The 8,122-nt window shown below is 64.4% G+C and carries 8 protein-coding genes; 4 read left to right on the top strand and 4 right to left on the bottom strand.

The annotated features are described in order from the left end of the window. Nucleotides 1-228 precede the first annotated feature (228 nt). A complete protein-coding gene (locus OE647_RS18740; RefSeq protein ID WP_263723291.1) occupies nt 229-591 on the top strand; it encodes a cupin domain-containing protein in 363 nt (120 codons plus the stop codon). A gap of 56 nt (nt 592-647) precedes the next feature. On the opposite strand, the gene glnT is transcribed toward OE647_RS18740, so the two are convergent. The 4 genes from glnT to OE647_RS18720 are packed head-to-tail and all read right to left on the bottom strand — an operon-like array spanning nt 648 to nt 4,926. Further along, the gene (gene glnT, locus OE647_RS18735) at nt 648-1,955 is read right to left on the bottom strand and encodes a type III glutamate--ammonia ligase (protein WP_263723290.1); all 1,308 of its coding nucleotides are present in this window, start codon (nt 1,953-1,955) and stop codon (nt 648-650) included. A 42-nt stretch (nt 1,956-1,997) separates the two neighbouring features. Then, nucleotides 1,998-3,329, bottom strand: coding sequence for an FMN-binding glutamate synthase family protein (locus tag OE647_RS18730; protein ID WP_263723289.1), 1,332 nt, complete (start codon nt 3,327-3,329; stop codon nt 1,998-2,000). A 9-nt stretch (nt 3,330-3,338) separates the two neighbouring features. Further along, entirely contained in the window at nt 3,339-4,028 is a 690-nt protein-coding gene (locus OE647_RS18725; protein WP_263723288.1) for a GltB/FmdC/FwdC-like GXGXG domain-containing protein, read from the bottom strand. 1 nt (nt 4,029) lies between these two features. Next, the gene (locus OE647_RS18720; RefSeq protein ID WP_263723287.1) at nt 4,030-4,926 is read right to left on the bottom strand and encodes a class II glutamine amidotransferase; all 897 of its coding nucleotides are present in this window, start codon (nt 4,924-4,926) and stop codon (nt 4,030-4,032) included. 412 nt (nt 4,927-5,338) lie between these two features. Here OE647_RS18720 and OE647_RS18715 point away from each other — a divergent pair, with 412 nt between their 5' ends. The 3 genes from OE647_RS18715 (at nt 5,339) to OE647_RS18705 (ending at nt 8,117) form a co-directional block, all read left to right on the top strand. Then, the gene (locus OE647_RS18715; protein ID WP_263723286.1) at nt 5,339-6,478 is read left to right on the top strand and encodes an aminomethyltransferase family protein; all 1,140 of its coding nucleotides are present in this window, start codon (nt 5,339-5,341) and stop codon (nt 6,476-6,478) included. Nucleotides 6,479-6,546: 68 nt separating this feature from the next. Then, nucleotides 6,547-7,155 carry a dimethylamine monooxygenase subunit DmmA family protein gene (locus OE647_RS18710; protein WP_263723285.1) on the top strand — a complete coding sequence of 203 codons (609 nt, stop codon included), beginning with the start codon at nt 6,547-6,549 and terminating at the stop codon, nt 7,153-7,155. Further along, nucleotides 7,152-8,117: a PDR/VanB family oxidoreductase gene (locus tag OE647_RS18705; RefSeq protein WP_263723284.1), complete on the top strand. Its 966-nt coding sequence runs from the start codon at nt 7,152-7,154 to the stop codon at nt 8,115-8,117. Before OE647_RS18710 ends, OE647_RS18705 begins: the two co-directional genes overlap by 4 nt. Nucleotides 8,118-8,122: the final 5 nt, after the last annotated feature.

Raw genomic sequence — 8,122 nt, 5'->3', positions numbered from 1 at the left:
AAGCCAAGGTCCGCGCCGAGGTCGAGGCGCTCTGCGCCCTCTTCCCGCTCTACCCCACGCTCTGATCCCAAGACCCACAAACACCAGGGGCGCCCCACAAAAAGGGGCGCCCCTGCGCTTGGTGGAACCGATCGGGCGCCGTCGGGGTCGGCCAGTGGTTGACCCCGGCCGCAGCGGATGGCCAGAATGCGGCAGGTCTGTAACCCGCAGGCAAACTGGAGGAAACCCGTGAAGCTACCCGACACCGCCCCACGCCGGATCGCCAATATCCATACCGCCGACTACCGGCCCTTCGCCTATGCCGACGGGGTGACGCTGGGTGACACGATCCTGCAACTGGACGAAGGCAAGGCGCTGGGCGAGGGGTTCCACGTCTACCGGATGCCGCCGGGAATGCGGACCCGCCGCCACCGCCACAACGGGCACGAGCAGTTCCTGATCCTGGAAGGCGAGCTTCACGAAAGCGACGGCACGGTGCTGCGCGCGGGCGACATGGTCTTCTACCGCGACGGAACCATCCACGATTCCTTCACGCCGACCGGCTGCCTTCTGGCGGTCCACATCGTTTCGGGGGAAACGACGCTGGATTGAAAAAGGCCCCGCGATCGCTCGCGGGGCCCAGTAAACCCGGGGGATACGGGTCAGGGTCAGATGTCCAGGGTGTTCTCGTGTTCCCAGCGGGAGAAGTGGGAAACGAAGCTGTTCCATTCCTGGTGCTTGAGCTTCATGAAGGCGGCCGAGAATTCCTCGCCCATCATCGCCTTCAGGGTCTTGTCCTTGTCATATTCGCGCAGCGCGTCCAGAAGGTTCAGCGGCAGCTTCGGCGCGCCCTTCACCTTGTGACCCTCCTGGTACATGTCGATGTCGTAGCGCCGGCCCGGGTCCGCCTTGGAGTGGACGCCGTCAAGCCCGGCGGCGATGATCACCGCCTGCATCAGGTAGGGGTTGGCCGCCCCGTCGGGCAGGCGCAGCTCGAACCGGCCGGGGCCGGGGACGCGGACCATGTGGGTGCGGTTGTTGCCGGTCCAGGTCACCGTGTTCGGCGCCCAGGTCGCACCCGAGGAGGTGCGCGGCGCGTTGATGCGCTTGTAGCTGTTGACCGTCGGGTTGCAGATCGCGGCCAGCGCCGAGGCGTGCTTCATGATGCCGCCAAGGAAGTGGCGCCCCTGGTCCGAGAGGCCAAGTTCCTTGCTGTCGTCGGCGAAGGCGTTCTTCTTGCCGTCGAGGCTCCAGACCGAGATATGGGCGTGGCAGCCGGAGCCGGTCAGGCCCTTGAAGGGCTTCGGCATGAAGGTAGCGCGCAGGCCATGCTTCTCTGCCACCGACTTCATCATGAACTTGAAGAAGCTGTGCTTGTCGGCGGTGACGAGAACGTCGTCGTATTTCCAGTTCATCTCGAACTGGCCGGTCGCGTCCTCGTGGTCGTTCTGGTAGGCCTCCCAGCCAAGCTCCAGCATGTAGTCGCAGACCTCAGAGATCACGTCGTAGCGGCGCATGACGGCCTGCTGGTCGTAGCAGGGCTTTTCAGCGGTATCCCAAGGATCCGAAACCTTGTCGCCCTCGGGCGTCAGGAGGAAGAATTCCGGCTCCACCCCGGTCTTGACGCGCAGGCCCTCTTTCGCGGCCTCGTCGACGAGACGGCTGAGCACATTGCGCGGCGCCTGGGCAAGCGGCTTGCCTTCCATCACGCAGTTGGCCGGCACCCAGGCGACCTCGGGCCGCCAGGGAAGCTGGATCGCCGCCTCGGGATCGGGCACGGCCATCATGTCCGGGTGGGCAGGCGTCAGGTCAAGCCAAGTGGCGAAGCCGGCAAAGCCGGCCCCGTCTTCAGCCATGTCATTGATCGCCTGCGCCGGCACGAGCTTTGCCCGCTGACCTCCGAAGAGATCGGTGTAGGAGATCATGAAGTACTTGACCCCCTTTTCCTTCGCCCATTTGGCTAGGTCTTTGACCATAGTGTAACTCCCTGTGAAGTATTGTTTTTCGGGCGCGGCGGCTTAGAAGCCGCCGTTCCGTCCCGGTATCCAGCCCGTGCCCGCAAGCGGAACCCCGGCCATTGCCGCCGCCTCGATGGTCAGCGCGCAGAGGTCTTCGGGTTCCAGGTTGTGAAGGTGGTTCTTGCCGCAGGCGCGTGCGATCGTCTGTGCCTCCAGCGTCATGACCTTGAGGTAGTTCTTCAGGCGACGCCCACCAAGCACCGGATCGAAGCGCTTGTAAAGCTCAGGATCCTGGGTGGTGATGCCGGCCGGGTCCTTGCCCTCATGCCAGTCGTCATAGGCACCCGCGGTGGTCTGGAGTTTCTGATACTCCGCTTCCAGCGCCGGGTCGTTGTCGCCAAGCGCCACCAGCGCCGCGGTGCCGATCGCGACCGCGTCGGCGCCAAGGGCCATGGCCTTGGCCACGTCGGCCCCGGTGCGGATGCCGCCAGAGACGATCAGCTGGACCTTGCGGTGCATGCCGAGATCCTGAAGCGCCTTAACGGCTTGCGGGATGCAGGCGAGGATCGGCTGGCCGACATGTTCGATGAACACGTCCTGCGTCGCCGCGGTGCCGCCCTGCATGCCGTCCAGAACCACCACATCCGCGCCCGCCTTCACCGCCAGTGCGGTGTCGTAGTAGGGGCGCGCGCCGCCGACCTTGACGTAGATGGGCTTTTCCCAGTCGGTGATCTCGCGGATCTCAAGGATCTTGATCTCCAGATCGTCCGGCCCGGTCCAGTCCGGGTGCCGGCAGGCGGAGCGCTGGTCGATGCCCTTGGGCAGGTTGCGCATCATCGCGACGCGGTCAGAGATCTTCTGACCCAGCAGCATGCCGCCGCCGCCGGGCTTCGCGCCCTGGCCGACCACGACCTCGATCGCGTCCGCGCGGCGCAGGTCATCCGGGTTCATCCCGTAGCGCGAGGGCAGATACTGGTAGATCAGCGTCTTGGAATGGCCGCGCTCTTCCTCGGTCATGCCGCCGTCGCCGGTCGTGGTGGAGGTGCCCGCTTCGGAGGCGCCGCGGCCGAGGGCCTCTTTCGCGGGGCCGGAGAGTGCGCCGAAGCTCATGCCCGCGATGGTGACCGGGATGTCCAGGTGGATCGGCTTCTTGGCGAAGCGGGTGCCGAGCCAGACATCGGTCGCGCATTTCTCGCGGTAGCCTTCCAGCGGGTAGCGGCTGATCGAGGCGCCGAGGAACAGCAGGTCGTCGAAATGCGGCAGGAACCGCTTCGTGCCGCCGCCGCGGATGTCATAGATGCCGGTTGCCGCGGCGCGCCGGATCTCGGCGTTCACCGCATCGCTGAACGTGTAGCTCTTGCGCGGCGGGGTGTGGGGGAATTCGCTGGTCATGTCACTACCTCAGTACGCGTCAGCGTTGTCGATATTGAAGTTGTAGAGCTTCCGGGCAGAGCCATAGCGGCGGAACTCTTCGGGCTTCGCTTTCGCATCCGCCTCTCCGCGCCGCAGGAGGTCTTCGAGCAGCTCGAGGTGTTCGGCCCGCATCTCCTTCTCGATGCAGTCCGCCCCAAGGCTTTTAACGCTGCCGCGCACGAAAAGCCGCGCCTCGTAAAGGCTGTCGCCCAGCGCGTCGCCCGCGTCGCCCAGGACGACCATGTTGCCCGACTGCGCCATGAAGGCCGACATGTGGCCGATGTTGCCGTGCACCACGATGTCGATGCCCTTCATTGAGATGCCACAGCGGGACGAGGCATTGCCCTTGATGACCAGCAGCCCGCCGCGCCCCGTGGCGCCGGCATACTGGCTGGCATCGCCATCGACGATGACGGTGCCCGACATCATGTTCTCGGCGACGCCGGGGCCGGTCGAGCCCTTGACCCGGATCGTGGCCTGCTTGTTCATCCCGGCGCAGTAGTAGCCGGTGGTGCCCCGCACCGTGATGTCCAGCGGCGCATCGACGCCGACGGCGATCGCGTGGCTGCCGCGGGTGTTGACGATTTCCCACGCGGTCTGGTTGGTGGTGCCGTTCAGCGTGTGAAGTGTCTGGTTCAGCTCGCGCAGTCCGCGCGCCGCAAGGTCGAATGTCTGCATATCAGTGGTTCCAGAAATAGACGGTGGCGGGTTCGGGCTCCCAGACGCGGGCGTCTTCGATGCCCGGCAGGTTCACGAGCGCGCGGTATTCAGAGCCGAAGGCGACGTATTGGTCGGTCTCGGCCATGACCGCGGGCTTGCAGGCGATCGGGTCGCGGACGACGCCGAAGCCGTCCTTGGTACCCACGACGAAGGTGAAGAACCCGTCGAGGTCATCGAGGCCGGATTCCAGGGCCTGCCCCAGGTCCTGGCCTTCCTTGAGCTTCTGGCTCACATAGGCCGCGGCGACTTCGGTGTCGTTCTGGGTTTCGAACGTGGTGCCCAGGCGGATCAGCTCGCGCCGCAGGCCGTTATGGTTCGAAAGCGACCCGTTATGGACAAGGCACTGGTCCGGCCCGGTCGAGAACGGGTGGGCACCCAGCGTCGTGACGGCGGATTCGGTGGCCATGCGGGTGTGGCCGATGCCGTGGGTCCCGCCCATCTTCGCCAGGTCGAAGCGCTGCGCCACGTCCTTGGGCAGGCCGACCTCCTTGTAGATCTCCAGCGCGTCGCCGACGCTCATGATCTTGAGGCTGGGGCGCAGGTGCGCCAGAGCGCTGCGCGCGGCGTCGACCTGGTCCGCCGGAAACTCCAGCACCGCATGCGTGCTCTTGATCTTCATGGCCACCGGCTTGCCGATGGCTTCCTTGAGATCCTTGTCGAGATCGACGAAATCCTTGCCCGGATTGGAGGACTGGACCGTGATCTTGGTCAGGCCGTCCCCGCCGCCGCCGTAGATCGCGAGCCCGGCACTGTCCGGTCCGCGATCGGTCATGGTTACAAGCATTTCCGCCAGCATGGCGCCGAGCTTGGGTTCAAGTGATTTGTCTTTCAGGAATAGTCCGACGATGCCGCACATGATTTGATTCCCTTGTTGCCTTTGCAGCACGCTAACAGCAAGAATCCTGCACAGCAACCACGAAGAAAAAAATATTCTTGTCAGGGAAAGCTTGCGTGGCACGGTGTCGCAGTCATCCGAATAGTATGCCGTGACGCTCATTGCACATTGGAGGAGTGGCGCGGTGGGGCGGCGATGGTCCCCTTGATGGCCCCGTGATTGTAATCACAGTAATTTTTTATTCTTGAAGTTAGTTTTCGAGACCCGCATAGTCCACGCTGCGGGAAGCAGCCTCGAAATTCTAGAGGCTTGGACCGTGAAGATTCTTCGCTGATCTGAGCGCGTTCCCGAACAGTATGTGACAATCACCGGACGCGACTCCCCGAACGGGCGGCGACCGGCAAACCAAGAACGCAAAACTAGGGAGAGTTAAATGACGGCATCTTGGAGGTTCTCCACACTCGCAGACCGCCATCGGGCGCTGGGCTCCGATCTGGAGGACTGGAGCGGGATGGGAACGGCGTGGTCCTACAGCAAGGGCGACCCGGAACAGGAATATCTCGCGATCCGCACCAAGGCCGGGCTGATGGATGTGTCCGGCCTCAAGAAGGTCCATATCACCGGGCCGGCGGCGAGCCATGTCATCGACCGGGCGACGACCCGCAACGTCGAGAAGATCATGCCGGGCCGTTCGGTCTATGCGGCCATGCTGAACGACGCGGGCAAGTTCGTGGACGACTGCGTGATCTACCGCATGGGGCCGAACAGCTGGATGGTCGTGCATGGCTCGGGCCAGGCGCATGAACAGCTGACCATGGCCGCGACGGGCCGCGATGTTTCCATCCGTTTCGACGACAACCTGCATGACCTGTCGCTGCAGGGGCCGCTGGCGGTGGAATACCTGCAAAAGCACGTCGAGGGCATTCGCAACCTCAACTACTTCAGCCATATGCAGACCTCGCTGTTCGGCCTGCCAGTCATGATCTCGCGCACCGGCTACACCGGCGAGCGCGGCTATGAGATCTTCTGCCGTGGCCAGGATGCGCCGACGATCTGGGACCGTATCCTGGACGAGGGCGCCTCGATGGGGATCATTCCCTGCCGGTTCACCACGCTCGACCTTCTGCGGACCGAAAGCTACCTGCTGTTCTTCCCCTACGACAACTCCGAGATGTATCCGTTCGAGAACGAAGGCCCCGGCGACACGCTGTGGGAACTTGGGCTCGACTTCACCGTGTCGCCGGGCAAGACCGGCTTCCGCGGCGCGGAGGAGCACTACCGCCTGAAGGGCAAGGAGCGCTTCAAGATCTGGGGTCTGAAGCTGGAAGGCACCAACGCGCCGGGCAACGGCGCGCCGGTCTTCCGCGGCGACCAGCAGGTCGGCGTGGTGACCCAGGCGATGTATTCGGCGCTGAACAAGCACAACATCGCCATCGCGCGCCTGCCGGTCGATTGCGCCAACAACGACACCAAGCTGACGGTGCGTTGCGCGACCCATGGCGAAATCGCCGCGACCACGCATTCGATGCCGTTCTACGACGTGGACAAGAAACGTCGCACGGTCAAAGGCTGATGTCGCAGGGGCCGCGGGGAAAACCCTGCGGCCCGCTTCTCACTTCAAGACAAGGGAATATCCGGGGCATGTCCAGATTCCAGTTTCCCCCCTCGATTAGAAGCCGCCCCGTCTACGGCACGCTTGAGCCGCGGCGCGGGACGGCGCATCTGATGGTCGCCGATGCCGAAGGTGCCGAGGCGCTGCTTGACCTCGCCCGCGCCGCGCCCGAGATGATGGCCAAGGCGCATGTCCTCTACATTCCGGCCGCCGAAGGCAACGACCTCGCGGATCGTCTGCGGGCGACGGGACCCGCGCAATTCTATGTCGGGCCAAGCTACGCGGCCTCGGTGTCGCGTCTGCGCAAGGCTCTGGCCGATGCCCATATGGGCTTGCAGATCTATCTGGCCGGGACCGAGGGCCTGATCGGCCAGGCGATGCAGGAAGCCATGTCCGCCGGATACCCGGCCAGCGCCATCCAGACCGAGCATCGCGGCTCCGTCGCGCGGCGCGTCCAGTGCGTCCACTGCAAGGGCGTGACCGAGAACGTCTCGGTGACGCCGTTCGTATGTTCGCATTGCGGGCTGAACCTCTTCGTGCGCGACCACTATTCGCGCCGCATCGCCGCCTTCCAGGGCGTCTGCGTCGACGCGGAAGACCCCGGTGATGTCCCCGCCCAGGAGGGCCTGTACCAATGAGCGCCGGAACCAAGAAGATCGACGTGACCGTGACCGAGGTGGTCGAGGTCAACGACCTTGTCAAACGCTTCCGCTTCGAACGCAGCGACGGTGCCGAAATGCCCACCTTCTCCGGTGGGGCGCATACGGTGGTGGAGATGAAGGACGGCGGGATCACCCGCCTGAACCCCTATTCGCTGATGTCCGACCCGCGCGACCGCAGCGCCTTCATGATCTCGGTCCGCCGCGATGAACAGGGCCGGGGCGGGTCGCTTTTCATGCACCGCGAGGTCAAGGTCGGCGACCGGATGGTGCTGAGCTATCCGGTGAACCTGTTTTCCCTCGACCTCAGGGCGAAGAAGCACCTGATGATCGCCGGCGGGATCGGGATCACGCCGTTCCTGGCGCAGATCAAACAGCTTGAGGGCATGAACGGCCATTTCGAGCTGCACTATTCGGTGCGCACCGCAGCCCTTGGCTCCTACACCGAGGAGTTGAAGGCGCATTATCCTGACCGCGTTCACGTCTACCACGACGACCAGGGCGAGGCAATTGCGCTTGGCGACCTGCTCGACGGGCAGCCGCTTGGGACGCATCTTTACGTTTGTGGGCCGAAGGGCATGATCGAATGGGTCTGCCGCACCGCCGAGGAGCGTGGCTGGCCCGCCGAGGCCGTCCACTACGAGGAATTCCTGGCGCCGCAGTCGGGCAAACCCTTCTCGGTGACGCTGGCCAAGACCGGCAAGGTCATTCCGGTCGGCGAACATCAGAGCATGCTGGAGGCGCTGGAGGCCGCTGGGGTCGATGCGCCCTATCTGTGCCGCGGCGGCGCCTGCGGCCAGTGTGAAACCGACGTGGTCAGCCATGACGGCGCCTTCGTGCACCGCGATCACTGGCTCACCGACGATCAAAAGGCTTGCGGCAACAAGATCATGCCCTGCGTGTCCCGTTTCGAGGGCCGCTCGCTCGTGATCGACCGCTAGGAGAG

The sequence above is a fragment of the Albidovulum sediminicola genome, assembly GCF_025751575.1.
GTDB lineage: Bacteria > Pseudomonadota > Alphaproteobacteria > Rhodobacterales > Rhodobacteraceae > Albidovulum > Albidovulum sediminicola.
The sequence above is the reverse complement of the archived record's forward strand: the minus strand, read 5'-3'. Positions and strand labels throughout refer to the sequence as shown.

Excerpts from the sequence above, each read along its gene's own strand:
- OE647_RS18715 (WP_263723286.1), top strand. The coding sequence starts at position 5,339 with ATGACGGCATCTTGGAGGTTCTCCACACTCGCAGACCGCCATCGGGCG.
- OE647_RS18725 (WP_263723288.1), bottom strand. The coding sequence starts at position 4,028 with ATGCAGACATTCGACCTTGCGGCGCGCGGACTGCGCGAGCTGAACCAG.
- glnT (WP_263723290.1), bottom strand. The coding sequence starts at position 1,955 with ATGGTCAAAGACCTAGCCAAATGGGCGAAGGAAAAGGGGGTCAAGTAC.
- OE647_RS18730 (WP_263723289.1), bottom strand. The coding sequence starts at position 3,329 with ATGACCAGCGAATTCCCCCACACCCCGCCGCGCAAGAGCTACACGTTC.
- OE647_RS18705 (WP_263723284.1), top strand. The coding sequence starts at position 7,152 with ATGAGCGCCGGAACCAAGAAGATCGACGTGACCGTGACCGAGGTGGTC.
- OE647_RS18720 (WP_263723287.1), bottom strand. The coding sequence starts at position 4,926 with ATGTGCGGCATCGTCGGACTATTCCTGAAAGACAAATCACTTGAACCC.
- OE647_RS18710 (WP_263723285.1), top strand. The coding sequence starts at position 6,547 with ATGTCCAGATTCCAGTTTCCCCCCTCGATTAGAAGCCGCCCCGTCTAC.